This is a genomic window from Cupriavidus sp. GA3-3 (assembly GCF_000389805.1).
GTDB lineage: Bacteria > Pseudomonadota > Gammaproteobacteria > Burkholderiales > Burkholderiaceae > Cupriavidus > Cupriavidus necator_D.
Genome location: NZ_KB944460.1, coordinates 508,749 through 535,456, shown reverse-complemented (window position 1 = coordinate 535,456; position 26,708 = coordinate 508,749). Strand labels below are relative to the sequence as shown.

Here is a 26,708-nt window from a genome sequence, read left to right as displayed (position 1 = left end):
CTTCATGATGCACGCAGGCGCTTCGCATTTGCCATCGCGCGGCCGTGGATCGGCGCGAGGATCTGCTGCATCAGGTTTGTCGCCAGGTCTGCCAGCTGCAGCGGGTTGCCGGGGAACCCGGCGGCCAATTGCAGAAGGTCGGCCTGGCGTTCGAACCATTGCGCGGCGGATCGACTGGACGCCAGCGTCGCCGCGGCCGCGGAGGTCGCCCAAAGATGATCGCTGGTGTCCTTTGCGAGGGTCATGGTCAGGTTGATCCATCCCGAACCCATGGCAAGCAACGATTCAGACGCGGCCTCTCCTTTCTCAACGCTCATCAGGCTGAATTCGCGCTGGTCCTGTTCGCCAGGCGCCGGACCGGCGATGGCCATGCGCGTGGTGCGAATGCTGACGACATGTATTGCTGCCTGGAGCAGTTCGCACATGTCACGAAAGAGGCGGGAGGAGTTTGCAGAAGCGTCGAGGATCGGCTGCGGAAGAGGGGAGGAGGGCACGCGGGTTTTCCTTCGGCATCCGATGAATAACGGACACCTGGCAAGTTCTTGGGAGGCGAGCGGCGTCCGGGTCGCTTTTCGAAGGCGTAGCCGGCTGGCATGCCTCCAAGCATAGGGGTATTTATGTTGCATTGCACCATTTCTTTTGGTTTTCTGCGCTGGATCGGCACGACACGACAGGATCCGGCTTCCCCCGAGCCGCGCTACGCCAAAGCCCTGATTGGTGTCGAAGCCTCAACAGTGTGGGTACCTTGGCGCGCCTACCGCCGTGCGCCGCCGCGGCCTACGATTTGCTCCATGCCGCGGCACGCAGTGGTGAGTGCCACGGCATCCCTTCACATTTTCCATCCCTCAGGAGCCGACATGACCCAACGCGTGAATGCCATGAAGCAGTCCCCCGAACTCTTCAAGAAGTACCTGGAATTCGGCACCCTGCTGCAGGACAATGCGATCGAGCCATCCATCCGTGACCTGGTCGAGATTCGCGCTTCGCAACTCAATGGCTGTGCCTTCTGCCTGGACATGCACGTCAAGCAGTCGCGCATCCATGGCGAGCGAGAGCTCCGCCTTCACCATGTCGCGATCTGGCGCGAATCGACGCTGTTCCAGCCGCGCGAGCGGGCCGCGCTGGCGTGGACCGAGGTGCTGACCAACATCCCGCCGCACGGTGTGCCGGATGACCTGTACGAGCGCGTGCGCGCGCATCTGTCGGAAAAGGAACTCTCGGACCTGACCTTTCTGGTCATGGCCATCAATGGCTGGAACCGGCTGAACGTGGCCTTCCGGACCGTGCCGGGCTCGGCCGACAAGGCCTATGGCCTCGATAAGGCAAAGCTGGAGTGACATCGTGAAAATCATCAGAACGCCGGGCCTGGCCCCGCTGCTGCTTTCCGTCCTGCTGGTGGCGCAACCGGCCATGGCTGCGCCGCCGGAGCCCAAGGTGACGCTGCTGTCGACAGAGGCGCTTCCGGAATATCCCGGCAAGGAGGTGCAGATGATCGTGGTGGAATACCCGCCCGGCGGCGCCGACCCGGTGCATCGCCATGACGCGCACGGATTCGTCTATGTCCTTGAGGGCAGTATCGTGATGGGAGTCCGGGGCGGCAAGGAAGTCACGCTGACTGCCGGGCAGACCTTCCACGAAGGCCCTGACGATATTCATACTGTCGGGCGCAACGCCAGCAACACCAGGCCCGCGAAGTTCATGGTGCTGTTGCTGAAGAACAAGGGCGCTCCGATACTGACGCCAACGAAGTAGCACATTGGCCGGCCGCGGATGCGATCCCGAAGGTTCAGGGATCGCATCCGCGGGCCCGTCGTTGCGCGCAGCTCAGTCAACCACTGCCACGACGCTGACAATGCCCTGCCTGGCCATCTTCACATAGGGGCAGAAGCGCTCGGTATTGCGCACCAGTTCTTCCGCCACCTGTCGTTGCACGCCAGGCATCCTGACCCGGATGTCCGCGGCCAGCGCGAAGCCGCCGTCAACGGGATCGCGGCCGAACGCTATCTCCACTTCCACTGCGAGGTTGTCGACGCTGACATTGGATCGCCGGGCCAGCAGGTTCAGCGCCCCATGAAAGCAGGCGGCATATCCCGCGGCGAACAACTGCTCGGGATTGGTGCCGTGGCCGGGGCCGCCCAGCGCCGCCGGCAGCCGCAGGTCGATGACAAGATTGCCGTCGTCGGAACGCGCCACGCCCGAGGCGCGGCCGTGTCCGGTTTCCCCGCCCGAGACGGTGACGGTCGTGGTGTAGAGGGCGTGGAAGCCCTGCCCGCGATACTTGTCGAGCAGGCTCAGCGGGGGGGCTTGCAGCCCCTTGTTGTCCATATGGCCCGCCCGCGTTGTCAGGCCTTCGGCTTCTGGCTCTGTCGCAGCCACGCTTCGAAAGCGGTCTTGCCCAGGCGTGCCGGGCCTTCCGGTACCAGCGTATCGTCTTGCAGCTCGGCGCCGAAATAGCGGGCCTTGCCATCGACGACAACCTTGCGCGGATCCTTGGTGGCATCGAGATAGCGTTGCACGAGGTCGCTCAGGTGGAAGCGTTCCGGCCCGGCGATATCGACGATGCCGTTGACGGGATCGGCAAGGGCGTGGTCGGCCACAGCTTCGGCCACGTCATCCGAGGCAATCGGCTGGATCGATGCGGATGACAGGCGCACGGAATCGCCATCGGCGCCCGACTGGACGATGCCGCCAAGGAATTCGAGGAACTGCGTGGAGCGGACAATGGTGTAAGGGATGCCGGCGTTCCGGATCAGCGCTTCCTGCGCAATCTTGCCGCGGAAGTAGCCACTTTGTGAGAGCTTGTCCGTGCCGACCACTGACAGCGCCACATGGTGCGCGACACCGGCTGCCTTCTCCGCCGCCGCAAGGTTGCGGCCGGACGTCTCGAAGAAATGCAGGACGGCATCATCCGCGAACGATGGCGAGTTGGCCACGTCCACGACAACCTGCGCCCCGGCAAGTGCCTGGCTCAGGCCTTCGCCTGTCAGCGCATTCACGCCGGTCTGCGGAGACGCGGCAACGACTTCATGGCCTTGCCCGGCAAGCCGGGCGACGACCTTGCTGCCGATCAGGCCAGTACCTCCAATCACAACGATCTTCATCATGCACCTCGATTCTGGTGGAAGGGATGGGCATCCAACCCATGTCCCATGCTAGGCGAAGGGGTGCAGTGACGGTAGCGCCGGCGGCGGACGCATGGTGTTTCCCGTTCGGCACCAATGGTGCGGCCGGGTTGTGGCGTTTTCTCAGCCGGTCACCTTCGACCGATACTCGCTGGGCGAGAAGCCCAGGTTGCGCTGGAACGTAAGGCGCATCCGTTCCTCGCTGCCGAAGCCGCACTGCCTTGCGATCTGCTCCACCGGCAGATGCAGGTCCTGGAGCAGCCGGCGTGCGGCTTCCAGCCGGAAATGCTCAACCCCCTTGGCCGGGGTGCGCCCGGTCTTTTGCTTGTAGACCCGGGCAAAGTTGCGGGGGCTCATTCCGACCTGTTCGGCGAGCTGTTCCACTGACAGCCCTTCCCGCGACAGGTTTTCGATGATCCATAGATGGAGCGCCTCGAACAGCGGCACGTGCCGGCTCTGCGCCAGCAGGATCTCGCTGATCTGTGGCTGCGTGCCCGGCCGCTTGATGAAGACCGCCAGCTCCCTGGCCGCGCTCAGCGAGATATCGTGGCCATAGTCGTCCTCGACCAGCGCAAGCGCCATGTCGATGCCGGTGGTCACGCCGGCCGAGGTCCAGATGCGGTCCTGGCGGACGAAAATGGCGTCCCGGTCCAGTTCGACCGCGGCAAAGCGCGCGCGGAACTGCGCATGCATCGCCCAGTGAGTGGCAGCGCGCCTGCCGTCAAGCAAGCCCGCTTGCGCAAGCAGGAAGGCCCCGCTGCAGACCGAGGCAACGCGGCGTACCTGTCCGGCGGCCTGCTGCAGCCAGGCGACCAGCGAGGTGGCGCTGTCGAGCACCCTGACCATCTCGGGGGCACCCGGGAGGATGATCGTATCGATGTGCTGCAGATCGATTTCCGAGAGCGCCATGGCCTGCACGGCGGTGCCTTCGGCCGAGGCAACCAGGCCGCCGTGCTCGCTTGCCAGATAGCTCCGGTAGCCGGCGAAGCCGCGTTCGCGTGCAAACCGGGAGGCAGCCCAGAACACGGTTTGCGGTCCGGTGAGATCAAGCAGGCTCATGTCCGGGAAGGCCACGAACAGAAGATTGCGTGGCTGGTCGTCAAGTGTCCGGGAAGAGGGCGCAGGCGGAGAGGGAACCATGGCAGGGATCTTGAAAGTCGATGGATGTTATGCCGCCGGCGCGATCCCGCGCAAGGCATGTGGCCGGCAAGCACGCGCAGTGCGACGCCTTCGCCACGGATCGCAGCGGAAGGCCCTGTGGACCGGCGCCTTCCGCTGCTTCATATCTGCATTGTCGCCGCTCGCGCCGGGCCGGATGGCAGAAATCCAGGGGCATCTGTCATTTACCCGGGCATGGCGGGTCATTACGATCATGCCATGGTTGTGCACCGCACAGCGTGGACCCTCATTCGTTGCGCCGCGCCGAAAGGCAATGACATGGACATCGTTGTTCCAGACGTTCACCCGACGTCCCCTGTCAACCGCGGGGGGGCGGATAGAGACGTAACCGGTATGCCGCAGCGGGGCTTTCGCCCCGGCCCGCCGGATCGCGCGGACGGGCTGTCCGCCAGTTTCGCGGCAAGCTACGCCGGCATCATCGCCTTCATGGCGGTCGCCACCGAGGGCAGCTTCTCCAAGGCGGGCGAGCGGCTGGGCATCGGCCGCTCAGCGGTCAGCCGCAACGTCCTGAAGCTGGAAACGCAGCTGAGCACGCGGCTGTTCCTGCGCACCACGCGCACCACCCAACTGACCCGCGAGGGCGAGCGCTTCTTCGAGAACTGTCACCAGGGCGTGGCGCATATCGTCGAGGCCATGAACGACATGCTGGAACTGCGCCTTGGACCGCCAAGCGGCCTGCTTCGCATTAGCGCGACGGCCGGCTTCGGGCGCAAGGTGGTGGCGCCGCTGCTGTCGAAGTTCTCGGCGGCTTATCCGGACATTTCCCTGGACCTGGTGCTCGATGACCGGCCAACGGACTTCGCGGCCGGGAACATCGACGTCGCGTTCCGCAATGGCCGCATCGAGGATTCAAGCATCGTTGCGAAGCAGCTGATCCCGATGCAGATGGCTGTGTGCGCGTCTCCTGCCTACGCGGCGCGGCATGGACTACCGTCGACGCTGGAGGATCTCGCCCGGCACGAATGCATCAACACCCGCATCGCCGGCGCGCGCATCCTTGAATGGGAATTCAAGGTCGAGGGGCATGTGCGCAAGGTTGTGCCTGCCGCAAGGCTGACGTTCAATGACCCTGAGCTGGTGCTGGCGGCGGTGCTCGACGGGCTGGGCATCGCGCAGATGGCGGGCTACCAGGCCTGCGACCGCATCGCCCGCGGCGAACTGGTCATCGCCATGGGACGGTATGCGCCTGACGACCGCGGGCATTACATCTGTTACCTCAGCCGCCAGCACCTGCCCTCGCGCATCCGCGTTTTTGTTGACTTCATGATTGAAGAGATCCGGGCGCTCAATCTGCATTGCCTGGCGGATTTCTACACGGACTACTCGACGACAGGCTACCGGTCCTTCAGATAGCGTTGTTGTAAGGGCGCGGGCAATCGAATGTCCCGCCTCAGCTCCCGCACGCGTGAATCAGGAACTCCCTCAGCGCATCCGCCGGCTTGCCCAGCTTGCGCCCGGGCTGCCACAGCATGCCAACCTCCATGTCCGGCACCGCATTGGCAATCGGGCGGGCCTCGATCTGCTTTCCCTCCAGTGACCACGGGCGATACACCATGTCGGACAGCACGGTGACGCCGAAGCCATGCGCCACCAGCCCGCGCAGGGCCTCCATCGAGCCGGTCCGGAATGCGACCTTGGGTGCGAGCCGGTGGCTGCGCCAGTAACGCAGCGTGGATTCCTCGGCCTCGTCCACGGTGATGAGGATATACGGATAGGCCGCAATATCGCGCAGCGAAGGGCGCTCGACGGCCAGCAGCGGATGGCTGGACGAAGTCCACAACTGGCGCCGGGATCGCATCAGCGTATGGCGCTGGAAGCGCTGGGGCCGCTCCAGGTTCGACAGCAGCGCGATGCCCAGCTCGATCTCCCCCGCCAGCACGGCCCGCTCGATATCGGGCCGGTCCATGTCGAGCAGATCCAGTTCGATGTCCGGATAGTTGGTGCGAAAGCGCGCCAGCAGCCCCGGCAGGAAGTAGCCCAGCACCGTATAGGAGGCGGCAAGGCGCACGCTGCCCTGCAACCCGTGCACCTGGAAGCGCGGCTCGCGCAGCGCATCCTCGACCGAATCCAGGATCTGGCGGGCGTGCTGGAAGAAGAGGTGGCCTTCTGCCGTCAACGTCACCCCATGGGGCCGGCGCTCGAACAGGCGTACCGCCAGGCGCTGCTCAAGCGCCAGCACGGCATTGGTGATGGCCGACTGCGAGACATGCTCGGCGGTCGCGGCCATCGAGAATTGCCCGGTCTCCGCGGCCGCGACGAAGTAGCGGAACTGCCTCAGCGTGACTTCCTTGGCCAGTCTTTCCGAGCCTTCGCGCGCCTTGAACATGGGAATCTCCGGGTTATCCGTTTTTCAGATATCAGGTGTTTGAATTCATGATTTTACGATGACGGCACGGATTTCTAAACTGCTCCGGATACAAGAGAACAAGCACGGAGACTGAGATCGTGAATGCCCCGCTGAACCCCGCCTTGCTCGAAGCCCTGGCCAGCGCCAGCCTGGACGACAAGTACACCCTGGAGCAGGGCCGCGTCTACATGAGCGGCGTGCAGGCCCTGGTCCGCCTGCCAATGCTACAGAAGGCGCGCGACCGCGCCGCCGGCCTCAACACCGCCGGCTTTATCTCGGGCTATCGCGGCTCGCCGCTGGGCGGCGTCGACCAGGCCCTGTGGAAGGCCAAGCAGCACCTGGCGGCCAGCGACGTGGTGTTCCAGCCCGGCGTCAACGAAGACCTTGCCGCGACCGCCGTCTGGGGCAGCCAGCAGGTCAACCTGTTCCCCGGCGCCACGCGCGACGGCGTGTTCTCGATGTGGTATGGCAAGGGGCCGGGCGTGGACCGGTCCATCGACGTGCTCAAGCACGCCAATTCGGCCGGCTCGTCGCGCCATGGCGGCGTGCTGCTGCTGGCCGGCGACGACCATGCCGCCAAGTCCTCCACCGTGGCGCACCAGTCGGAGCACGTGCTGCAGGCCGCCGGCATCCCGGTGCTGTACCCCGCCAATGTGCAGGAGTACCTCGACTACGGCCTGCATGGCTGGGCCATGAGCCGGTATTCCGGCCTGTGGGTGGCAATGAAGTGCGTCACCGACGTGGTGGAGTCGACCGCCTCGGTCGAGATCGATCCCGAGCGCGTGCAGATCGCGCTGCCGCAGGACTTTGTCATGCCGCAGGGCGGACTCAATATCCGCTGGCCCGATTCCCCGCTGGAGCAGGAGGCGCGGCTGCTTGACCACAAGTGGTATGCGGCGCTGGCCTATGTGCGGGCCAACCGCCTCAATCGCGTCGTGCTCGATTCGCCGAACGCGCGCTTCGGCATCATGACTGCCGGCAAGGCGTACCTGGACGTGCGCCAGGCGCTCGCAGACCTGGGCCTGGACGATGACACCTGCGCCCGCATCGGCATCCGCGTCTACAAGGTGGGTTGCGTGTGGCCGCTGGAGGCGCACGGCGCCCGTGAGTTCGCCACCGGCCTGGAAGAGATCCTGGTGGTGGAAGAGAAGCGGCAGATCCTCGAATACGCACTCAAGGAAGAGCTGTACAACTGGCGCGAGGATGTGCGGCCCAAGGTCTTCGGCAAGTTCGACCAGCGTGGCAACGATGGCGGCGAGTGGTCGGTGCCGCGTGGCAACTGGCTGCTGCCCGCGCACTATGAATTGTCGCCGGCGCTGATCGCCAAGGCTATCGCCCGCCGGCTGGAACGTTTTGACCTGCCGGAAGCGGTGCGCGCACGCATTGCCGCGCGCGTGGCGCTGATCGAGGCCAAGGAGCGCGAGGCCGCGCAGCCGCGCATCGCGGTGGAGCGCAAGCCCTGGTTCTGCTCGGGGTGCCCGCACAATACGTCCACGCGCGTGCCGGAGGGCTCGCGTGCGCTGGCCGGCATCGGGTGCCACTACATGACCCTGTGGATGGACCGCAATACTGACACCTTCAGCCAGATGGGCGGCGAAGGCGTGGCCTGGACCGGCCAGATGCATTTCACCGGCGACAAGCACGTGTTTGCCAACCTGGGCGACGGCACGTATTTCCACTCGGGGCTGCTGGCCATCCGCGCATCGATCGCGGCCAAGGCCAATATCACCTACAAGATCCTGTTCAATGACGCCGTGGCAATGACCGGCGGGCAGCCCATCGACGGCGTGCTGACGGTGCCGCAGATTGCGCACCAGGTGCTGGCCGAGGGCGCGAAGAAGCTGGTCGTCGTCACCGACGAGCCGCAGAAGTATGGCGACGGCGCCATGCTGCCGTCGGGCGTGACTGTGTTCCATCGCGACCAGCTCGACGCCGTCCAGGTCGAGCTGCGCGATACCGCGGGCGTCACCATCCTGATCTACGACCAGACCTGCGCGACCGAGAAGCGCCGCCGCCGCAAGCGCGGCACCTATCCTGACCCGGCCAAGCGCGCCTTTATCAACGACGCGGTCTGCGAGGGCTGCGGCGATTGCTCGGCCAAGTCCAACTGCCTGTCGGTGGAGCCGCTGGAGACCGAACTCGGGACCAAGCGCAAGATCAACCAGTCGTCGTGCAACAAGGATTTCTCCTGCGTCAACGGCTTCTGCCCGAGCTTTGTCACTGCCGAGGGGGCGCAGGTGCGCAAGCCCGCGGCAGCGGGTGGCAAAGGCACCGGCGCCGACTTCGAGGCGCTGCCGCTGCCGCGGCTGCCGGCCCTGGAGCGGCCATACGGCGTGCTGGTCACCGGCGTGGGCGGCACTGGCGTGGTCACCATCGGCGGCCTGCTGGGCATGGCATCGCACCTTGAACGCAAGGGCGTGACCGTGCTCGACATGGCTGGCCTGGCACAGAAGGGCGGGGCTGTGATCAGCCACGTGCAGATCGCACCGGGCCCGGACCACCTGCACGCGACGCGTATCGCGACGGGTGAGGCGCGCCTGGTGATCGGGGGCGACGCCATCGTCTCGGCGTCGCCCGAGGTGTTGTCGAAGGTCCGGCATGGCCTGACCGCCGCCGTGGTCAACAGCGCCAACACGCCCACCGCGGAATTCATCAAGAACCCGAAGTGGAAGTTCCCCGGTGCCAGCGCCGAGCAGGACCTGCGCGCCAGCGTGGGCGATGCCTGCGCATTCTTCGACGCCAGCGCATGGGCGGTGACCCTGCTGGCCGACGCCATCTACTCCAACCCGCTGTTGCTCGGCTTTGCCTGGCAGAAGGGCTGGATCCCGCTGCAGCGTGAAAGCCTGCTGCGCGCGATCGAACTCAATGGGGTGTCAATCGACAAGAACCGGCTGGCATTCGAATGGGGGCGGTATCTCGCGCACCATGGCGAGGCGGCGGTCAAGGCGCACTTGCCGGGTGCTCCGGCGGCCCCGGCCGCACAGGTCGTGGCAATCCCGCAGGCGCTCGACACCCTGATCCGCAAGCGCGAGACGATGCTGGCCGAATACCAGAACTCTGCATATGCCGCCCGCTACCGCGAGGCTGTCGAGCGCATCCGCGCCGCGGAGCAGCAACTGGGCATCGACCGCAAGCTGCCGTTGACCGAGGCCGTGGCCCGCAACCTGGCCAAGCTGATGGCCTACAAAGACGAATACGAGGTGGCGCGCCTCTACGCCGATCCCGCCTTCCTGGACAAGCTGCGCGCCCAGTTTGAAGGGGAGCCCGGCCGCGACTACCAGCTCAACTTCTGGCTGGCGCCGCCGCTGCTGGCCAAGACCGACAAGGGCCACCCGGTCAAGCGCCGCTTCGGTCCGCGCACGATGACGGCATTCCGCTTGCTGGCGCGCCTGAAGGGGTTGCGTGGCACGGCGTTCGATGTGTTTGGCAAGACTGCCGAGCGCCGCGCCGAGCGGGCGCTGGTCAACGACTATCTGGCCTTGGTCGACGAGTTCGCGGCGTCCCTGAGCGCGGACAACGTCGACACCGCGCTGGCGCTTGCCGCGTTGCCGGAGGATATCCGCGGCTACGGCCACGTGAAGGAGGCCAGTATGGATGCGGCGGCAGTACGGCGGGACGCGTTGCTGGCGCAGTATCGCGGCGCGGCCCGGCGGGCTGCTGCTTGAGGGGCGGGCGGTTCGAGCCCTGCGCCGAACCGCCCCCCTGTCTATGCTTCGCGCCGGGCGAGCGCCAGAAAGGCGCCCAGGCCCAGCATCGTCACGCCCGACATCCGGGTCATCAAGCGGGCGCGAGCTTCGCGGGCGGCGCCGGACTTGAGCAGACGATGCGCGGCAAACACGACAACAACGTCGACCAGCGTATTGAGCGCGACGCAAATGCAGCCCAACAGCACCAACTGCGCCACCAGAGCTTCGCTCGCCGAGACAAACTGCGGCAGGAACGCCAGAAAGAACAGCGCCGTCTTGACGTTCAGGACCTCGACCATGATGCCCTCGACCAGAGCGCGGCGCGCACCTCTGGATGGCATGGTTTCGAGCGTGACCGGCGCCTGCTTGCGCATCAGCATGCGAATCCCCAGGTACACCAGATAAGCAGCACCCAGATACTTGAGCAGGTTGAATGCCACGGCCGACTGGGCAATGACCAGCGACAGGCCCAAGGCTGCCGCGAGCACATGGAGCAAGCCTCCGAGGGCGGTGCCGAAGCATGAAGCCAGGCCTGCGGATCGGCCGCCAGCCACCGTTCGTGCAACGACATAGGCGATGGCCGGGCCGGGGGTGATGGCGAGAACGATGGCTGCGATCAGGAAGGGGATGAATGACATGGCGGGGTATTCGTCAATGGTGAGGAAAAGCTGAGCGCGGGCCCGGGGGCAATTCAACCAGCCTTGCGCATGGACTGCGCAAGTTCGCCATACCCCCGCGCCTCCAGGGTCTCGGCGGCACCGAGGCGGTCCCGCAACTCCTTGTTCTGGCTGAGCTTGACCTTGCCCACCAGCGAAGTGACGGCGATCTCGATGCCCACGATGTTGCGCAGCATGCTGTCGATGTACTCCGGCGCGGAGTCCCCCATCTTCCAGGGCCTGGGTTCGGCTGCCTCGTGCCGCCGTGTCAGGCGCGCAACCAGGCGGCGAACAAAACGCTCGTCGTCATGCACGGTGATCGTGCCGTGCGCGTGCACCACCTCGTAGTTCCAGGTCGGCACCTGGCGGTGCGCCTCATGCTTGCTCGGGTACCAGTTGGGCGAGATATAGGCCTCGGCGCCCCGGAACACGACCATGACCGGCGAGCCGGTGGGGCAACGCTGCCAGAGTGGGTTCGCGCGGGCCACGTGGGCTGTGAGCACGCCGTGGGTTCCCTCGCCGGGATCGAACTCGAACGGGATGTGGTCGGCATCCAGTCCGGCGCTGCCTTGCGTAACCAGCATCCCCAGCGGGTGCTCGCGGATGATGCGGCCCAGTTCCTCTGGCCGGTTTTCAGCAAAGTGAGCAGGAATATACATGGTGGGGAATCGGAAGCGATGGAATGCTCGATACTGTCGCCGACAACTGGCACAATCGGAAGGTCCGGTTTTCATGATTCTTTATGGGCCAGTCACGCCAGCCAGCCGGTACCCGTGCCGGAGCCACGGGCGCGGGGCGCCGCATCTACGATCTTCTGCGTGCCCAGATCGCGGACGGCACCCTGCCGCCGGGCGCCCGGGCGCCGTCCACACGGGCGCTGGCGTCCGAGTTGGGGGTGTCGCGTACCACTGTCACCGCCGCCTACGAACAACTTGCTGCCGAGGGCTTCCTCGTCACTGCGGTGGGGCGCGTGGCCCGAATCGCCAGCCCCCTGGCGGCACCGGCACCAGCCGGGATCAGCGCAGGCCGGCGCGCCAGGTCCGCCCCAACCCTGTCCGAATTCGGGCGCCGCGTGGCGGGACTCGGCATGCCGGCACTGCTGCAGGCTGAACCGGTTCGTTTCGACTTCCTGTATGGGGCGGTGGCTTCGCGGGACTTCCCAACCCTGGCCTGGCGGCGTGCCTACCAGGCCGAACTGCTGCGCCAGCAAAACAGCCTGTCTTACGCCCCGCCCGAAGGTGAGGCGTCGCTGCGACGCGCCCTCCAGGGCTATTTGCGGCGTGCCCGGGGACTGGCCTGCGAGGCCGAGCAGGTTCTGGTGGTGCATGGCTCGCAGCAGGCCATCGACCTGTGCGCGCGGCTGCTGCTGGATGCCGGCGACGCCTTTGCCTTCGAAGATCCCGGCTACCTGATGGCGAGGCGCTGCTTCGAAGCCACCGGCGCCAGGTGCCAGGCCACGCCGGTGGACGGGCATGGCCTGGATACCGCCAGCCTTCCCCAGGACGATCGTGTGCGCCTGGTGTACGTGACACCGTCGCACCAGTTCCCACTAGGGGGCGTGCTGCCGATCGGCCGGCGCCTGGAGCTGCTGCAATGGGCGCAGCGCCACGACGCCTGGATCATCGAGGACGACTACGACGGGGAGTTCCGCTACGGCCAGCGCCCGATAGACACGCTGCGCTCGATCGACACCGACGGCCGCGTGATCTACGTCGGCACTTTCTCCAAGGCGCTGTCGCCACAACTGCGGCTCGGCTACCTGGTGCTGCCGCCTGAGCTGGTGCCGGTGTTCCGGCAGGCCAAGCGGCTGGCCGACCGCCATGCGCCCGTGCTGGAGCAGCGCGTGCTGGCAGCGCTGATCGAAAGCGGTGCCTACGAACGCCATGTGCGGCGCATGCGCCGGGAAAACGAGCGCCGGCGAGCGGCCTTGCTGGATGGCGTCGCACGTTTCCTGCCAGCGGACGCGGAAGTCTGCGGTACGGCGGCGGGGCTGCATGTGGTGCTGTGGTTGCCGTCGCTGCGGCCCCGCGACGAGACAGCGCTGGTGGCCGCTGCGCGCAGCCAGGATGTGGGGGTCTACCCGGTATCACCGTTGTTTGCAGGGGCCCGGCCGCACGGACAGCGTCGAGCGGCCGGGCTGGTGCTCGGTTATGCGAGTTTGACGGTGGAGCAGATTCAGCGGGGGATGCAGATTTTAGGGGCGGTGATTGCGGCGATGGGGCGGGCGCAAGGCCAGCCATATCAGCTTGATGGCCGCCTGACTACTGGTCAGGAGGCTCCAGGCGGGGGCCGCATCAATAGTTCATCGTCACGTTGAGCATGGCCACCCGCGGATTGCCCACTGGTAGCACGTTGTTGTTCAGGCCGCCCGCGTAGTACATCTTGTCGAACACGTTCTTGACGTTGAACGCCGCGCGCCAGTGCGATGCCACGTAGCCGACGGCAAGATCGGCCACCGTGTAGCCCGGCACGGTGTAGTTAAAGCTGTAGCCGCGCTTGGCGCTCTCGCCGCGCACGCCGGCACCGACGTACCAGCCAGCCAGCGCGCCGCGGAAGCGGTACTGGCTCCACACCGAGAAGCTGTGCCGGGGCACGCTGTTGAGCGGCTTGCCGACGTTCGCAGCCGTGGTGTCTTCGGTGACTTCGCTTGCGATATAGGCATAGGCGCCCGAAACACTGAGGCCATTGCCGAGATCCTGCGTCAGCTCCATTTCCAGCCCGCGCGAACGCTGTTCGCCCACGGCCACGCTGAAGCCTGTGTTAACCGGATCGGTACTGAGCACATTGGTGCGGGTCAGGTCGAACGCGGCCAGGGTCAGCAGGCCGGTCTTGTCCGGCATGTCGAACTTGATGCCCACTTCGTACTGGCGGCCCTTCTCGGGCTTGAACGTGGCGCCGTTGACGTCGGTGCCGGCGTTCGGCAGGAACGAAGTGGCGAAGCTCAGGTACGGACGCGCCCAGTGCGTCAGGTCGTACATCACGCCCGCGCTGCCGGTGACGGCGTTGTCGTCGTTGCCGGTACGCGACCGCGCCAGCCGGTCCGTCGTGCTCGTCTGCGCGGATTCGTAGCGCACGCCGCCGGTCACGGTCCAGCGCTCGGCGATACGGATCTGGTCGCGCAGGTAGAGGCCAACCGCGTTTAGCGTATCGGTCGCGTCCAGGCTATAGGCGGACGGGCAGTTGATGCTGGCGCCATAGACCGGGTTGTAGACGTTCAGCGCTGCCACGCGGCACGTCTTCTGCAGGCGGTCTTCCTTCGTATGGCGGTAGTCGATGCCAAAGGTCACGCTGTGGGCATGCCCCGTGAACGCGAAAGTCCGCTGCACGTTAGTGTCAACACCGAACGAGTCCCCCGAGAAGCTCTGCTGCGTGCCACTGCGGTTCATCGCCTGGCTGTTGACGGCCATGGTGCCGGCCGACACCAGCGTGCCGGTCAGCGACGACGTCTGGTAGCGCAGGTTCTGGTTCAAGGTCCAGCCGGAGTCGAAGCGGTGCGTCAGCGCGTAGCCGATGCGGTTCTGCTCGCCGTCATAAGACGGCGCATTCGGCTCGCCGATGAAGCGGTTGCTCGGCACCACGCCATTGCGGTTCGGCACCAGGGTGCCATTCACTGGCAGGCCCTGCTGGCGCACGTAGTTGCGTTGGCTGTGGCTGGCCAGGATCGTGAAGTCCGTGCGCGTGCCAAGGTCGAGCGTCAGCGATGGCGCGATCCAGCGGTTGCGATACCAGACGTAGTCGGTCGGATCGTCGCTGTTCATCATCAGCGCGTTCAGGCGGAACGCGGCCTTGCTGTCCTTGGCCAGCGGCGTGCCGACGTCGACCGTCGCCTGCCGGAAGCCGTAGTTGCCGACGGTCAGGCCCAGTTCACCGAACAGTTCGGCACGCGGGCGCTTGCTGACCATGTTGACCAGGCCGCCCGGCTGCACCGCGCCGAACAGGATCGAGGCCGGTCCCTTGAGCACTTCCACGCGTTCCACGCCGAACAGCTCCTGCGCCACGCGGTTGTTGCTGTCGACGAGCAATCCGTCGGCAAAGATCGATTCCGATGCACGCTGGCCGCGGATGATGAAGTCGTCCCAGCCGCGCCTGCCATAGACGTTGGTGACCACGCCGGCTGAGTTCTGCAGCGCGTCGCTGAGGTTCTGTGCCTGCTGGCTGTCGAGCAGGTCACGCGTAATGACGGTGATCGACTGCGCGGCGTCGGCCGCGGATTGATCCGACTTGGTCACTCCGGCCGGCCGCCGCGTGCTGAAGCCTACGTCAGTTTGCCCGTCGGCGGCGGCGCTGACCGTCACGGATGGCAGCGTGGCGGGATCTTCGGCGGCGTGGGAAACGACGGGAGGCAGGAGCAGGCAACTGACGGCGGCGGGTATGGCAAGACGGCGGACAAGCATGAGGGCGCAAGGTGAAAACGACGAAAGTGGCGCATCATAAATGAGAATGGTTTGTATTTACAAGAATTTCGTCCGGCAAAAGCCGTACTAACTTTTTGATTCGTATCCATCAACGCCGTTTCTATGGCACATGCTTTCCCTACATAGCGGTCCCTGCGCAGCCCCGTTGCTGCTATCAATGTTCTCTTCCCGGCCGCCTGCCCATGAAACGCACCACCACCATTCCAACCCCGCCGCCCGATGCCGCACATGTCCTGGTGCCGGCCGACGCGCAGGCGGGCCATGCCTGCGCCGACGACCGCAACTTCGTCACCGCGCTGGCACGCGGCATGGAGCTGTTGCGCGCCTTCGGGCCGCAGGACGATTACCTGGGCAACGCCGAGCTGTCGCGGCGCACCGGCATCCCGCGCCCGACCGTGTCGCGGCTCACCTACACGCTGGCCACGCTCGGCTATCTCACCTACATCGAAGCCACTGAGAAGTACCGGCTGGGGCAGGGCGCGATGGTGCTGGGCCACCGCTATGTAGGCGGCGCCGGCATCCGCGAGATCGCGCAGCCGCTGATGCAGTCGCTGGCGTTTGCCTCCGATTGCACGGTGGCACTGGCCATGCCGGACCGGCACGCCATGGTCTACCTGGAAAGCTGCCAGCCGCGCGGGGCGCTGGTGATCCGGCTGGCGCCGGGCGCGCGCCTGCCGATGGCCACCTCGGCGATCGGCCGCGCCTGGCTGGCGGGGCTCGATGCCGATCACCGCGAGGCCGCGCTGGCCGAACTGGCGCGCCACTATGGCTCGCGCTGGCCCGCCGTGCGCACCGGCATCGACCGTGCGCTGCGCGACTACGCACGGCGCGGCTTCTGCGTGGCGCATGCCGAATGGGACCGCACCGTCAGCGGCGCCGCCGCGCCGCTGCGCCTGGCGGGCAGCAGCGAGGTGCTGGCGTTGAATATCGGCGGGGCCGCGACACGGCTGTCGCCCGAGATCCTGGAAAGCAACCTGGGCCCGCGCATCCGCGAACTGGCCGAGACCCTGCAGGCGCGGCTGTGGCAACCCGGCGGCGCGCGCGCGACCGCCCGCTTTGCTTCCGCGCAGCCAGACCCTGATACCCATACCCACGCGTCCAACGCATGACGCGGGCACTGAATTCAACGAGGAGACAACCCATGGAAGTACGCAACAAGACCGTCGTGGTGACTGGCGCGGCCACCGGCATCGGGCGCGCGCTGGCGCTGGCCTTTGCGCAGGCCGGCGCGCGCGGCGTGGCCGTGGCCGACCTGAACGCGGCCGGCGCCGCCACCGTTGCCACCGAGGTCCAGGCCGCGGCGCCTGCGTGCCAGGTGTTCGCCCAGCCGGTCGACGTGGCCGATGCCGCCGCCGTGCAGGGCCTGGCCGACGAGGCCACGCGCCGCTTTGGCCAGGTCGACATCTTCTGTTCCAACGCCGGCATCATCCTGCGCAAGGGGCTGGATGCGAGCGCCGACGAGTGGCAGCGCATCTGGGAAATCAACGTGATGGCGCATATCCACGCGGCCAGGGCGGTGCTGCCGCAGATGCTGGAGCGCGGCGACGGCTACTTCATCAACACGGTGTCGGCAGCGGGCCTGTTGTCGCAGATCGGCTCGGCGCCGTATGCGGTGACCAAGCACGCCGCCATCGGCTTTGCCGAGTGGCTGTCGATCACCTACGGCGACCGCGGCATCAAGGTCAGCTGCATCTGCCCGCAGGGCGTGCAGACCAACATGCTGTTCGGCGAGAAGGGCGAGCGCAAGGGCTTCCTGCAGGAAGGCTCGGTCACCGCCGAGCACGTCGCCGCGGTGACGCTGGAAGGGGTGGCCGATGAGCGCTTCCTGATCTTGCCGCACCCGGAGGTGCTTGAGTACTATCGCCGCAAGGGCCAGGACTATGACCGCTGGCTGCGCGGCATGCGGCGCCTGCATGACAAGGTGATGCAGGAGTTCGGCGGCATCGCGGTATAGAGCTTAGCAGGTTCAGACGGCGGCAGTGGCCGCCGTCTTCACATAGCAGGCGGCCACGCAGCCGCCGGCAACAGGAGGAACACCCATGCGTTTCGGCACCCTTGCCGCGGCAATGCTTGTCACATCCGCGCTGGTCGGCGCGGCCCCCGCGCTCGCGCAAACCTGGCCCGCCAAGCCGATCCGGATCGTGGTCGGCTTCCCGACCGGCGGCGCGCCCGATACGCTGGCGCGTATCGTCTCGGAGAAGATCTCGCCATCGTGGGGCCAGCCCGTGATCGTGGACAACAAGCCCGGCGCGGGCGGCAATATCGGCGCCGAGGCGGTGGCGCACGCGCCGGCGGACGGCTACACCCTGGCACTGGGCACGGTCGGCACGCACTCGATCAACGGCGCGCTGTACAGCAAGATGCCGTACGACATGGTGAAGGACTTCGCGCCGGTCATGATGATCGCCTCGACGCCCAACGTGCTGGTGGTCAACCCCGGCGTGCCGGCGAAGACCACGGCCGAGCTGATCGCACTGGCGAAGAGCAAGCCCGGCGCGCTGACCTTCGGCACCCCCGGCGTCGGCACCTCGCCGCACGTGGCCGGAGAAATGTTCAATTCGATGGCCGGCGTCAAGATCACGCACGTGCCCTACAAGGGCCGAGCCATGGCCATCCCCGACCTGCTCGGCGGCCATATCACCATGATGTTCGACAACCTGCCGTCGGCCTTGCCCGTGGTGCGCGAGGGCAAGCTGCGCGCGCTGGGCATTACCAGCGCGAAGCGCTCGGCCTCGGCACCGGATATCCCGACACTGGCCGAGCAGGGCTTGCCTGGATTTGAAGCCGATTCATGGTTCGCCGTGTTCGCGCCGGCCAATACGCCGAAGGATGTGGTGGCCAGGCTCAACACTGAACTCAACCGCATCTTCACGCTGCCCGATGTGCAGGCGAAGCTGAAGACGCTGGGGCTGGATCCGATCCTGGGGACGCCGGAGAAACTGGCGGCATACCAGCGCCAGGAGATTGCAAAATGGGCGAGGGTGGTGAAGGAATCGGGGGCGAAGGCGGAGTAGGCCTTTAAACCCAGAGGGTTTGCTCCCCTCTCCCGCTTGCGGGAGAGGGGAGCACGCAATCACTGATCAGGCGTCCGGCTCCACCGCCCCCCGCGCAGGTTCCGCGCCGCTGGCATCGCGCAACCTGCTCAGGCTGATCAAGGCCCCCAGCGCCGCCACCACCGCCGCCAGATACAGCGCAATGCGCGCCGCGCCGGTCGGCGTCAGGCTGAACAGCAGCGCCACCACCGCTGTGCCGCTGGTCTGCCCCAGCAGCCGCGTGGTCGCCTGCGCGCCGCTGGCGCCGCCGCTGCGCTCGGGCGGCGTGGCGCCGATCATGGCGCGGTTGTTGGGGGACTGGAAGAAGCCGAAGCCCGTGCCGCACATCGCCATGCGCCAGACGATATCCAGGCTGCCGGCGTCCGGGCCCAGCGTGGCCAGCCCGACCAGCCCGCCCGCCAGCATGGCCAGGCCGATGCCGGCGAGGATGCTGGCCGGATAGCGGTCCGACAGCCGGCCCGACACCGTGGCCATCACCGCCACCATCAGCGGCCAGGGCGTGATCAGCAGGCCGGTTTCCTGCAGGGAGCGGCCGAGCTGGTATTCGAGATAGAACGGCAGCGCGATAAAGGCCAGCATCTGCGTCATGAAAGAGCAGAACGAGGTGCCCACCGCCAGCGTGAAGGAGCGGCTGGAAAACAGGTCCACCGGCACCAGCGGCGCGGGGCGCCCGTGCTGGCGCCGCACCAGCAGCCAACCCAGCATCACAGCGGCGGCCATGCCCGCGGCGCCTGCGATGCGCCAGCGGGCGTGGCCCAGGCCGTCGACGCCGAGGATGAACATGCCGAACACCAGCGCCGACAGCAGCGCGCTGCGGTAGTCGAACTCGCGCGGCTGCGGCGGCGTCGCGGGCAGCGAAGTGCGGCTCAGCACCAGCGCGACGATGGCCACCGGCACGTTGACCGCGAACAGCCATTTCCAGCTGGCGACCGCCAGGATCAGCGCGCCCAGCGACGGGCCCACGGCGATGGTCACGCCGACCACCAGCGCGTTCAGCCCGATGCCGCGGCCCAGGCGCGTGGGCGGGTAGATAAAGCGCACCAGCGCCGTGTTGACGCTCATGATGCCGGCGCCGCCGATGCCCTGCAGCACGCGCGCGGCCACCAGCATCGGCAGGTTGACCGCCAGCGCGCACAGCAGCGAGCCCAGCAGGAAGGTGGCCAGCCCCGCCCGGTACACGCGCTTGTAGCCAAGGATGTCCCCCAGCGACGAGAGCGGCAGCAGGCACACGGTCACCGTCAGCTGATAAGCGTTGACCACCCAGATCGTGCTGGACGGATCGGCCTGCAGCTCGCGTGAGATCGAGGGCAGGGCGATGTTGGCGATCGAACCATCGAGCACGGCCATGATCAGGCCGAAGAAAACAGTGAGGATCGCCCAGGTCCGCTGTGGCTGGGGAAGGCCTTGTTCTGGCTGCATGGGGAGAGACATTGAAGACAATGCCGCGCCAGCATTGCTCAGGCATGGCCAGGACGGCCATGGCGCAGCGTTGCCATTATCGTCCCGCGTGGCGATGCTCGCAAATCCGCTAATTGTGGTAAGGCGCAGCGCGCCGCGCGCATTATTCCGCTGCGGCGGCCTGCGCGTATCCGCGCAGCCGTTCATGCAGGGCTTCGGCCGCGGCTGCGGCGGCCGGGGTCCACGCCTGGGCGCCGTCACACAGTGCTTCCAGTGCCAGGCATGCCCCGACGATGGGCTGGCGGCGCACAATCATGAAGGCGCCGGCTGCGGCATGGACCCAGTGCCGCAATGCCGGCAGGTCCTGCTGCGCAATGATGTGCGCCAACGCTGGCAGGTCTTGTTGCAGCTGCCGGCGCAGCATGGCTTCGTAGCGGCGGCGATCAGCGGTTTCTGCCTGGGAAGCCGCAGCTGGCTCGTCATTGGTGCGAGGGGCCGCGGCATGCCGGCGGCCGGGCAGGCCATGCAGGCATGCCTGCAGGTCCTGCAACGACGCCGGCTTGGCGATAAAGCCGGAAAAGCCGCGCAGGCGCCAGTCTGCGCATGGCTCGCTGCCAGTGAGTGCGCTGAAGGCCAGTACCGGCATGTCGGGATGCTGCGCGCGCACCGCGCGCAGCAGCGCATGGCCGTCCATGACTGGCATATGGATATCGGTCAGCACGGCGTCGATGTGCGTGCTCTCCAGCTCCGCCAGTGCCTGCCTGCCGTTGCCTGCAACGATCGGGTGGCAGCCAAGTGCCTGCAGCTGTTCGGCGATCAGGGTCTGGTTCAGCGCATTGTCCTCGGCGACAAGGATCGTCAGCGGCGCCTCGGCCGATGCCGGGAGTGCCTGCGCCGCCGGCGCGCTGCCGTCTGCCGTCGCAAGCGCCGGCGCCGGGCCTTCGGCCGCCTGGGCCACGCAGTCGAGCAGCGCGCGGTGGCTGTAGGCCGTGACTTCGTGCATGCCGGGGGCGCACTGGCACGGCCGATGCGGGCCCTCCTGCGTCACCCACACAACCGGGACCTTTGCCGCATCGCGCAGGCCGGCCAGTGCGGCCAGGGGGTACTCTTCAGTGGCGACGATAACGCGTGGCACCTTGACCTGGAAAGACGCCAGTGCGGCCGCCTGCGATGCCAGCACATCGGCACGCCAGCCTGCCGTGGCGAGCCACGCGGCCAGGGCCTCGCCGGTGCGCATGTGCTGGCACAGCACGACCACGTCGCCGCACTGCGCCGCGGCGGGCGGGACCGGCGGCAGCGGCGTGCCAGCGGCCGCCGGCAGCGGCACCGAGACCGTGAACGCGCTGCCCACGTCCGGCACGCTGTCCACGCTGATGCTGCCGCCCATCAGCTCGCACAGCCGGGCGCAGATCGACAAGCCCAGGCCAGTGCCGCCGTAGCGGCTGGCGGTTGCGGCATCGCCCTGCACGAAGGGCTGGAACACGCGCGCCGCCAGCGACGGCGGCATGCCGATGCCGGAATCGCTGACGCGGCAGACCAGCCGCTGCGTGCCGTGGTGGTCCTGGCGCAGCTCGCCGCTTAAGGTGATGCGGCCGCTGGCAGTGAACTTGAAGGCGTTGCTCAGCAGGTTGTTGAACACCTGCACCAGGCGCATGCGGTCGCCTGTGACCTCAGCATCCAGCGATGGCGACAGCTGCAGGTGGAAGCGGATGGGGCGGCCGGCCACCATCGGCGCATGGGTCAGCGCCACGCTTTCCAGCGCCTCGACGGGGCGGAAGGGCGCGTTGACCAGCCTGAGCTTGCCGGCATCGATCTTGGAAAAATCCAGCACATCGTTGACGATCCGGCGCAGCGCCTCGGCGGCGCTGTCCAGCGCCCTGAGCCGGGGCGCGTGTGCCGCCAGGCCGCTGCCGCGCGCGAGCAGCTCCAGGTTGCCCAGCAATGCGTTCAGCGGCGTACGGATTTCGTGGCTCATCGCGGCGAAGAAGGTCGAGCGTGCGCGCATCATTGCCTCGGTGGCCTGCTGGGCGGAGCGCAACTGCTCTTGCAGTGCCTGCTGCGCGGTACAGTCCTGCACGGCGCAGAACAGCACTGCCTCATCGCGGTAGCGCGCCGGCGCGTAGGTGATTTGCAGGAAGTGCTGGGTGGCGTCGCCGTGGCCGGATGGCTCATCCGCCGGCACGCGCGGCGGTGCCGCGACGGTAAAGCTGGAAATGGACGCTTGTCCGCTGCTGCCACCGCATGGCTGTTTCTTGAACGCCTCCGCTACGGCATCGGGCAGGTGCCCATGGGGCTGCCATTGCAGCAGCACGCCGGCCAGCGGGTTCGACGTCAGGACGGCGTAGTCGTGCTGGCGCACGATGCAAAGGCCGATCGGCGTGGCATTGACCAGCACCTGGTTCATCAGCTCGCTTTCCAGCGCACGCGAGGCTTCGGCGTGCGTGCGCCGCAGCAGGTGCCGGCTCCAGTAGCGCGCGGCCAGCCCGATGGCGCCGGTCAGCAGCAGCATGGCGCCGGCGATCACGGCCAGCTCCGCTGCCAGCGCCGTGCCCAGCATGCGATACGGCAGGTGGTAGACCAGCTGCCCGAAGCCTGCCGGCAGCGGCTGCACCAGCCGCATGCCCGATGGCGTGACATCCAGCCTGCTGTGCGACAGCAGGCGCGTGCCGGCTGCCACATCGTTGACGCTGGCCGAGGCCGCCGGCCAGTCTTGCGGCGATACATCGATGACCTGACCGGCTGGATTGAGCAGTGCCAGCAGCGCCGGATCCTCCGCGCGCTGCAAGTCGGCCAGGAAGGCGTGCAGGGGCACGCAGGCGGCCACCAGCATGGTGGGCGTGTCGCCGGCATAGGCGGCGCCGGCCAGCACCATGACCGGAGTGTCGTCCACCGGGTGGCGCAGCGGACCCACCCAGACCTGCTGCTCGCGCGCCGGCACGCTGCGGCCGCTGCGCTCCAGCAGCGCCTGGGTCAGCCATGTGCGCAGCAGCGGGATCAGCGCCGGGTCGAGCGCGAGCGGTGGCGCGCCGGCCTCGGGCTGGCTGATGACCACGGCGCTGTCCTCGTTCAGCGCGACCGCGTAGGCCCCGTGGTCGAGATCGAACGCCTGTTGCGTGGCCACCGCAGCCAGGGCAATCTGCCGCAGCCGCACGTACTGCGCCGGCAGCCCGGCGCCCCAGCCCTGCCGCGTTGCCTCGGTGGCAAGCAGGTGATAGTCCTTGCGCACGGCATCGACGTGGAGGCTGGTGGTGCCGGTGCGCCGGAAGGCCCCGAAGCCGGGATCGCGCGATGGCTCCGGTGCGGGTGCATCCAGGTTGTAGCGGATGCCCAGCACGGTGCGCCGCAGGAACGAGGACTCGTTATGCAGCAACTGCGAGACCGAGCCGGCGTACCGCGAGACGTCGCTGCGGCGGTAGTCCAGGTGTTGTTCCGTGGCCAGGCCGGCAAGCAGCAAGCCGGAGAACAGCACGATGGCGATCAGCACCGCAATGGTCACTGAATACTGGTGTTGCTGGCGCCTCGCATTGTCGGCAAGCGCATCGAAGGCGCTGGCCAGGGTTTCACGGGTACGGTCGACGGTTCGCTGCATCGGCGGGTTCCGGCCGTGTCAGATCAGGCGGTTTTCATAGGCGTAGCGGATCAGGCCGGTATTGGTCTGCACCCCCAGCTTGCGCATGGCCACGGTCTTCTGGCTGGAGATGGTGCTGACCGAGCGGCCGAGCTTGCCGGCGATGTCGGTCAACTGCAGGCCCTGCACATAGAGCCGGATCACTTCCAGTTCGCGCTGCGTCAGTTCGGTGGCCGGTGCGCCGGCCAGCGTGGCGTGTTGCAGGATGGTGTGCACCGCGGGGGAATAGAAGCAGCTGCCGCCGGATGCGACGTGGATGCAGGCGCGCACGACCTCCTCCAGGTGGTCTTCCTTGCTGACGAAGGCGCGCACGCCAAGCTTCATGGCGCGGCGGATGATGGCGGGATTGGTCTGGGCGCTGATCACCACCACGCGCGTCAGCGGATGGCGACGCGCCAGGCGGCCCAGCAGGTTGAAGCCGTCCAGCGAGGTATCGCCGTGGCCCATGCAGAAATCGGTGATGGCGATATCGGCGTGATGTTGGTCCAGCGCGCCGAGCAACTCGGTGCCGTTGCGGCATTCGCAGCTGATCTGGGCACTGCCGCTGCGCTGCAGGCAGTCGCGCAGGGCGGCCACGACCAGCGGGTGGTCGTCCGCCAGGGCGACACGCAAGACTCCGTCGTACATAGCTATCTCCGGATGGGCGGCAACCGGTCCACGCCGGCTGCACTGGGCGATTGCGCCACCACAAATCCGAGATTCTGGCTATGTTCCACACCTCCTTGAATCGTAATTCAGCTAGTTCAGGGAACTAGCTGAGGCGGGCATGGACACGGCCAGTTTGGGAAATGCGTGACCTGCCAATAGAACGGCGCCATGCCGCGATGCTTGACCTGGGTTTGCGCAGCATTGCGTCGCTTGTTCCGCGGCGAGCGCGGCCGGCTATTTGCCTTATGTCAATGCGTGGCGGAAGACGCATTCACGCAGCGGCAGGCAGGAGCGCCGCGAGAGAAAGTGAATTCGCGGTGACATCCCCGCATGCGCGCAGCGCGCCGGCTCCGGCACGGCGAATTTTCACGCTTCGGGGCACGGACCGCTGTCCTAGAATGAAGCTGACACGCGCCCCGCGGCGCGTGCACCGCGTTGGGGAACGCCATGCCCGTCTACCAATACCGCTGCGAGAAGTGCGGCCATATGTTCGAGAAAACCGAGCATCTCGCAGAACACGCCTCTGCCCATCCGAACTGCCCGAACTGCGGCAGCCAGTCCGTCCAGCACGCACCGGCCCCGTTCGTGGCAGTGACCCAGCGCAAGAGCTGAGTCCGCTGAGTCCGAACAACTACCTCCCAGGAGGGTTTGCGGCCCGCCGCAGTTGTGCGGCGGGCGCGCAGGTGTGCCGCCGGCCGACGGCCGCGGCATGTCTTTTCCAGGCGTGGTGCCCGTGCACCACGTGCGTTAGCGCTGCGCGCAAGCGGCGATCTCAACCTTGACGGAGGATGCCATGGCAACGAGACCGTTCACCGAATTTCCCGCCGACGAGCAGCAACAGGTCCTGCAGGTATGCAGGCAGGTCGGGCTGGCGGCCGAGATGTTCGAGATTTTCGAGGAAAGCCGCGAGGCCGGGGTGCGGCGCATCAGCGTGCGCCGGGTCGGCACGGACAAGACCAGTGTCTACGAGGCAGGCCCCGGTTCGGTCTGGGTCGAGGAATTCGAGAGCGACCTGGAGTGCGGCCTGTTCGGCCAGGTGACGGCCTGACGGCGAGGCTCAGTGCCGTCCGCGTTCGCCGGTGCGCGACACCACTGACGCGCCGGCGATCAGCTCCTTGAGCAAGGCCAGCGACGCCGCACCGCAGGTGCGGTACGGATCCAGTTCGGCGCGCGCCGAGAACTTGAGCAGGGTGGCGGTGTTGATGCGCGCCGCATTGACCTGGCCCATCGCCCAGCCGGCAAAGTCGCGCGTGCAGGTTTCCTCGAAATGCAGCAGGGTCACGTCGTGGTGGCGCGGGTCGCGTGCGATCGCCTGGAACAGCTGTGATACGTCCTGGCGGTCGCCTTCCAGCGCCTGCAGGAAGATGCCGTTGCCGTGGCACAGCACCCCGGTGATGCCGTGGCGCGGATTGCGTTCCAGGCTGGTGGCCAGGATGGCGTCGAGCAGGGCGGCGTCGATGGCCTGGCGGGCACGGCTGGCATAGAGCAGGCGGACTAGCATGGGCGTGGCGCTCGGTTGTGGCGGCTGGTGGGCGGGGCGTGCGGCCTAGCCGCGGTTGTGGTTCAGCAGCGTGAGGAACTCGCGGCGCAGGCTGTCGTCCTTCAGGAACGAGCCGCGCATCACGCTGTTGGTCATCTTGGCATCGGTGTCGCGCACGCCGCGCCAGTGCATGCAGAAGTGCTCGGCTTCCATCACGATGGCCAGGCCGTCGGGATTCATCTTTTCCTGCAGCAGGTCGGCGACCTGTGCCACCGCCTCTTCCTGGATCTGCGGCCGGCACATGATCCATTCGGCTAGCCGCGCGTACTTGGACAGGCCGATCAGGTTGGAATGCTGGTTCGGCATCACCCCTACCCACAGCTTGCCGATGATCGGGCACAGGTGATGCGAGCAGGCACTGCGCACGCGCAGCGGGCCGACGATCATCAGTTCGTTGAGCTGGCCGACGTTGGGGAACTCGGTCACCGGCGGCGCCTTGGCGTAGCGGCCGGCGAAGATCTCCTTCAGGTACATCTTGGCGACCCGGCGCGCGGTTTCCTGGGTGTTGTGGTCGTTGTCGACGTCGATCACCAGCGCGCGCAGCACGTCCTCCAGGCGCGCCTGCACTTCGGCCTGCAGCTGCTCCATCTCGCCCGGCTCGATGTGGTGCGAAATATTGTCGTTGGCGTGGAAGCGCTCCTGCGCGGCCTCGAGCCGTGCGCGGATGCGGGCGGAGACGCTGTGGGCGTGGGGGTGGCCGGCATCGTCGCCGGCGTTGCTGTCCTTCGCGCGGTGCGCCGCGTCCTTGCTGGTCATGGTTATGCGTGGTGGGATGGATGACTGCGCAGCGGGTGTGCCGGATTCACTATATGGCAGATGCCGTGGCCTCACAACCCGCACGGGGCATGGCAAGGTGCGGCGCGGTGGGCCGATTACGCCACAAGCCGACGTTGCTCCGTGAATAGTTCATGACATCGCTAAAGCCCGCGCCGCACAACGCCGACAAGCGCACATAATGTCTGCACAACGCCAGGCAGCCCGCCATAAAGCCGCCGGCACCCGGCCGCTGCAGCGCGCGGCCTGACTCTTTGTCGGG

General features: G+C 67.0%; 23 protein-coding genes. 10 read left to right on the top strand and 13 right to left on the bottom strand.

Annotated elements, in window-relative coordinates; genetic code table 11:
* Positions 1-2 precede the first annotated feature (2 nt).
* Positions 3-494 (bottom strand): polyhydroxyalkanoate granule-associated phasin, encoded by a 492-nt coding sequence (locus C265_RS02430; RefSeq protein WP_231881453.1) that lies wholly within the window; start codon positions 492-494, stop codon positions 3-5.
* 363 nt (positions 495-857) lie between these two features.
* Between C265_RS02430 and C265_RS02425 the strand changes: the two genes are divergently transcribed.
* Positions 858-1,337, top strand: a complete 480-nt coding sequence (locus C265_RS02425) for a carboxymuconolactone decarboxylase family protein (protein ID WP_010812769.1) — start codon at positions 858-860, stop codon at positions 1,335-1,337.
* Positions 1,338-1,410: 73 nt separating this feature from the next.
* Complete coding sequence (locus C265_RS02420) at positions 1,411-1,752, top strand: cupin domain-containing protein (protein ID WP_371258340.1); 342 nt, start codon at positions 1,411-1,413, stop codon at positions 1,750-1,752.
* Positions 1,753-1,824: 72 nt separating this feature from the next.
* Here the strand turns inward: C265_RS02420 and C265_RS02415 are convergent, their stop codons facing one another.
* The 3 genes from C265_RS02415 to C265_RS02405 all read right to left on the bottom strand — a co-directional run bounded on the left by C265_RS02415 (position 1,825) and on the right by C265_RS02405 (position 4,262).
* Positions 1,825-2,325 carry an Ohr family peroxiredoxin gene (locus tag C265_RS02415; RefSeq protein WP_010812771.1) on the bottom strand — a complete coding sequence of 167 codons (501 nt, stop codon included), beginning with the start codon at positions 2,323-2,325 and terminating at the stop codon, positions 1,825-1,827.
* A gap of 17 nt (positions 2,326-2,342) precedes the next feature.
* Positions 2,343-3,101, bottom strand: coding sequence for an SDR family oxidoreductase (locus C265_RS02410; protein WP_010812772.1), 759 nt, complete (start codon positions 3,099-3,101; stop codon positions 2,343-2,345).
* Between the two features lie 144 nt (positions 3,102-3,245).
* A complete protein-coding gene (locus tag C265_RS02405) occupies positions 3,246-4,262 on the bottom strand; it encodes a GlxA family transcriptional regulator (RefSeq protein ID WP_037023370.1) in 1,017 nt (338 codons plus the stop codon).
* A 372-nt stretch (positions 4,263-4,634) separates the two neighbouring features.
* Here C265_RS02405 and C265_RS02400 point away from each other — a divergent pair, with 372 nt between their 5' ends.
* A complete protein-coding gene (locus C265_RS02400) occupies positions 4,635-5,654 on the top strand; it encodes a LysR family transcriptional regulator (RefSeq protein WP_010812774.1) in 1,020 nt (339 codons plus the stop codon).
* Between the two features lie 37 nt (positions 5,655-5,691).
* Here C265_RS02400 and C265_RS02395 read toward each other — a convergent pair whose 3' ends face one another.
* Positions 5,692-6,627 (bottom strand): LysR substrate-binding domain-containing protein, encoded by a 936-nt coding sequence (locus tag C265_RS02395; RefSeq protein ID WP_010812775.1) that lies wholly within the window; start codon positions 6,625-6,627, stop codon positions 5,692-5,694.
* Positions 6,628-6,746: 119 nt separating this feature from the next.
* Here C265_RS02395 and C265_RS02390 point away from each other — a divergent pair, with 119 nt between their 5' ends.
* The gene (locus C265_RS02390; protein ID WP_010812776.1) at positions 6,747-10,313 is read left to right on the top strand and encodes an indolepyruvate ferredoxin oxidoreductase family protein; all 3,567 of its coding nucleotides are present in this window, start codon (positions 6,747-6,749) and stop codon (positions 10,311-10,313) included.
* Positions 10,314-10,354: 41 nt separating this feature from the next.
* Here the strand turns inward: C265_RS02390 and C265_RS02385 are convergent, their stop codons facing one another.
* Entirely contained in the window at positions 10,355-10,972 is a 618-nt protein-coding gene (locus C265_RS02385; RefSeq protein ID WP_010812777.1) for a LysE family translocator, read from the bottom strand.
* A gap of 53 nt (positions 10,973-11,025) precedes the next feature.
* Positions 11,026-11,649: an FMN-binding negative transcriptional regulator gene (locus tag C265_RS02380; RefSeq protein WP_010812778.1), complete on the bottom strand. Its 624-nt coding sequence runs from the start codon at positions 11,647-11,649 to the stop codon at positions 11,026-11,028.
* Positions 11,650-11,732: 83 nt separating this feature from the next.
* Here C265_RS02380 and C265_RS02375 point away from each other — a divergent pair, with 83 nt between their 5' ends.
* Complete coding sequence (locus C265_RS02375) at positions 11,733-13,307, top strand: PLP-dependent aminotransferase family protein (protein ID WP_010812779.1); 1,575 nt, start codon at positions 11,733-11,735, stop codon at positions 13,305-13,307.
* On the opposite strand, the gene C265_RS02370 is transcribed toward C265_RS02375, so the two are convergent.
* Positions 13,285-15,384, bottom strand: a complete 2,100-nt coding sequence (locus C265_RS02370; RefSeq protein ID WP_037023368.1) for a TonB-dependent siderophore receptor — start codon at positions 15,382-15,384, stop codon at positions 13,285-13,287. The genes C265_RS02375 and C265_RS02370 overlap by 23 nt on opposite strands.
* A gap of 203 nt (positions 15,385-15,587) precedes the next feature.
* On the opposite strand from C265_RS02370, the gene C265_RS02365 reads away from it, so the two are divergent.
* From C265_RS02365 to C265_RS02355, 3 genes are all read left to right on the top strand, one after another.
* Positions 15,588-16,514, top strand: coding sequence for an IclR family transcriptional regulator (locus tag C265_RS02365; protein WP_010812781.1), 927 nt, complete (start codon positions 15,588-15,590; stop codon positions 16,512-16,514).
* 32 nt (positions 16,515-16,546) lie between these two features.
* The gene (locus tag C265_RS02360; RefSeq protein WP_010812782.1) at positions 16,547-17,359 is read left to right on the top strand and encodes an SDR family oxidoreductase; all 813 of its coding nucleotides are present in this window, start codon (positions 16,547-16,549) and stop codon (positions 17,357-17,359) included.
* A gap of 85 nt (positions 17,360-17,444) precedes the next feature.
* Positions 17,445-18,419 (top strand): tripartite tricarboxylate transporter substrate binding protein, encoded by a 975-nt coding sequence (locus tag C265_RS02355; RefSeq protein ID WP_010812783.1) that lies wholly within the window; start codon positions 17,445-17,447, stop codon positions 18,417-18,419.
* Positions 18,420-18,485: 66 nt separating this feature from the next.
* Here C265_RS02355 and C265_RS02350 read toward each other — a convergent pair whose 3' ends face one another.
* The 3 genes from C265_RS02350 to C265_RS02340 all read right to left on the bottom strand — a co-directional run bounded on the left by C265_RS02350 (position 18,486) and on the right by C265_RS02340 (position 24,111).
* Entirely contained in the window at positions 18,486-19,877 is a 1,392-nt protein-coding gene (locus C265_RS02350) for an MFS transporter (protein WP_010812784.1), read from the bottom strand.
* Between the two features lie 142 nt (positions 19,878-20,019).
* Entirely contained in the window at positions 20,020-23,445 is a 3,426-nt protein-coding gene (locus C265_RS02345; protein WP_010812785.1) for an ATP-binding protein, read from the bottom strand.
* 18 nt (positions 23,446-23,463) lie between these two features.
* Positions 23,464-24,111, bottom strand: a complete 648-nt coding sequence (locus C265_RS02340) for a response regulator transcription factor (protein WP_010812786.1) — start codon at positions 24,109-24,111, stop codon at positions 23,464-23,466.
* A gap of 468 nt (positions 24,112-24,579) precedes the next feature.
* On the opposite strand from C265_RS02340, the gene C265_RS31165 reads away from it, so the two are divergent.
* Both C265_RS31165 and C265_RS02330 read left to right on the top strand, forming a co-directional pair.
* Positions 24,580-24,744 (top strand): zinc ribbon domain-containing protein, encoded by a 165-nt coding sequence (locus tag C265_RS31165; RefSeq protein WP_010812787.1) that lies wholly within the window; start codon positions 24,580-24,582, stop codon positions 24,742-24,744.
* A 181-nt stretch (positions 24,745-24,925) separates the two neighbouring features.
* Entirely contained in the window at positions 24,926-25,180 is a 255-nt protein-coding gene (locus tag C265_RS02330; protein WP_010812788.1) for a hypothetical protein, read from the top strand.
* A gap of 9 nt (positions 25,181-25,189) precedes the next feature.
* Here C265_RS02330 and C265_RS02325 read toward each other — a convergent pair whose 3' ends face one another.
* Positions 25,190-25,633 carry a BLUF domain-containing protein gene (locus tag C265_RS02325; RefSeq protein WP_010812789.1) on the bottom strand — a complete coding sequence of 148 codons (444 nt, stop codon included), beginning with the start codon at positions 25,631-25,633 and terminating at the stop codon, positions 25,190-25,192.
* A 45-nt stretch (positions 25,634-25,678) separates the two neighbouring features.
* A complete protein-coding gene (folE, locus tag C265_RS02320; protein ID WP_010812790.1) occupies positions 25,679-26,428 on the bottom strand; it encodes a GTP cyclohydrolase I in 750 nt (249 codons plus the stop codon).
* Between the last annotated feature and the right edge of the window lie 280 nt (positions 26,429-26,708).

Coding starts and splice junctions, on each gene's coding strand:
- C265_RS02425 (WP_010812769.1), top strand. CDS start 858: ATGACCCAACGCGTGAATGCCATGAAGCAGTCCCCCGAACTCTTCAAG.
- C265_RS02420 (WP_371258340.1), top strand. CDS start 1,411: ATGGCTGCGCCGCCGGAGCCCAAGGTGACGCTGCTGTCGACAGAGGCG.
- C265_RS02415 (WP_010812771.1), bottom strand. CDS start 2,325: ATGGACAACAAGGGGCTGCAAGCCCCCCCGCTGAGCCTGCTCGACAAG.
- C265_RS02410 (WP_010812772.1), bottom strand. CDS start 3,101: ATGAAGATCGTTGTGATTGGAGGTACTGGCCTGATCGGCAGCAAGGTC.
- C265_RS02405 (WP_037023370.1), bottom strand. CDS start 4,262: ATGGTTCCCTCTCCGCCTGCGCCCTCTTCCCGGACACTTGACGACCAG.
- C265_RS02400 (WP_010812774.1), top strand. CDS start 4,635: ATGCCGCAGCGGGGCTTTCGCCCCGGCCCGCCGGATCGCGCGGACGGG.
- C265_RS02395 (WP_010812775.1), bottom strand. CDS start 6,627: ATGTTCAAGGCGCGCGAAGGCTCGGAAAGACTGGCCAAGGAAGTCACG.
- C265_RS02385 (WP_010812777.1), bottom strand. CDS start 10,972: ATGTCATTCATCCCCTTCCTGATCGCAGCCATCGTTCTCGCCATCACC.
- C265_RS02380 (WP_010812778.1), bottom strand. CDS start 11,649: ATGTATATTCCTGCTCACTTTGCTGAAAACCGGCCAGAGGAACTGGGC.
- C265_RS02375 (WP_010812779.1), top strand. CDS start 11,733: ATGGGCCAGTCACGCCAGCCAGCCGGTACCCGTGCCGGAGCCACGGGC.
- C265_RS02370 (WP_037023368.1), bottom strand. CDS start 15,384: ATGCTTGTCCGCCGTCTTGCCATACCCGCCGCCGTCAGTTGCCTGCTC.
- C265_RS02365 (WP_010812781.1), top strand. CDS start 15,588: ATGAAACGCACCACCACCATTCCAACCCCGCCGCCCGATGCCGCACAT.
- C265_RS02360 (WP_010812782.1), top strand. CDS start 16,547: ATGGAAGTACGCAACAAGACCGTCGTGGTGACTGGCGCGGCCACCGGC.
- C265_RS02355 (WP_010812783.1), top strand. CDS start 17,445: ATGCGTTTCGGCACCCTTGCCGCGGCAATGCTTGTCACATCCGCGCTG.
- C265_RS02350 (WP_010812784.1), bottom strand. CDS start 19,877: ATGCAGCCAGAACAAGGCCTTCCCCAGCCACAGCGGACCTGGGCGATC.
- C265_RS02345 (WP_010812785.1), bottom strand. CDS start 23,445: ATGCAGCGAACCGTCGACCGTACCCGTGAAACCCTGGCCAGCGCCTTC.
- C265_RS02340 (WP_010812786.1), bottom strand. CDS start 24,111: ATGTACGACGGAGTCTTGCGTGTCGCCCTGGCGGACGACCACCCGCTG.
- C265_RS31165 (WP_010812787.1), top strand. CDS start 24,580: ATGCCCGTCTACCAATACCGCTGCGAGAAGTGCGGCCATATGTTCGAG.
- C265_RS02330 (WP_010812788.1), top strand. CDS start 24,926: ATGGCAACGAGACCGTTCACCGAATTTCCCGCCGACGAGCAGCAACAG.
- C265_RS02325 (WP_010812789.1), bottom strand. CDS start 25,633: ATGCTAGTCCGCCTGCTCTATGCCAGCCGTGCCCGCCAGGCCATCGAC.
- folE (WP_010812790.1), bottom strand. CDS start 26,428: ATGACCAGCAAGGACGCGGCGCACCGCGCGAAGGACAGCAACGCCGGC.